At 58.9% G+C, this 518-nt stretch carries 1 protein-coding gene; it reads left to right on the plus strand.

Annotated features, from left to right (window positions below; translation table 11 throughout):
• On the plus strand, positions 1-517 hold a 517-nt coding region (locus AC24GY_RS29465), incomplete at its 5' end, for a hypothetical protein (protein ID WP_487690462.1).
• Position 518 lies beyond the last annotated feature (1 nt).

A 518-nucleotide genomic window follows, 5' to 3' on the forward strand; every position in this document is an offset into this window, starting at 1 on the left:
TATGAATGGCGTTTTCGGCCAAGGCTTCGGCATGAACGACATCCAGCAGCTCACTCTTGGCGTCAACACCAACCTCGGCCCGATCAATCTGGCTTCGAGCGCGAACTATGACCTCGTCAACGGTGGCTGGTACTTCGACCTCACCGCCAAGTCCATCATCGCCGTGACCGATGCCATCAGCATCGTCCCTCACGCTGGTCTGGGCTATGGTCTGAACTACAACGCTGGCTGGACCCAGGCTTCCCGCAACCTCGTCGGTGGCGGCGGCTTCGCGACCAACAGCGCTGCTCAAGGTGGCATCTCCGGTTGGACCGCTCTGAACGTTGGCATTGATTTCCCAATCAAGCTCAACAGCCGTGCGACCCTTACCCCATACGTTGCAGCCAACCTGCCAATGGGTCCGATGAAGAATCTGGCACACTCGACCACGAACTACCCTGGCACCCCAGTCGGTGGTCCTGCCACCCCGTTCCACAGCATTGTGTATTACGGCGTGACCCTCAGCGTCCGCTTCTAAT

The sequence above is a fragment of the Prosthecobacter sp. Pr1 genome (assembly GCF_057652315.1).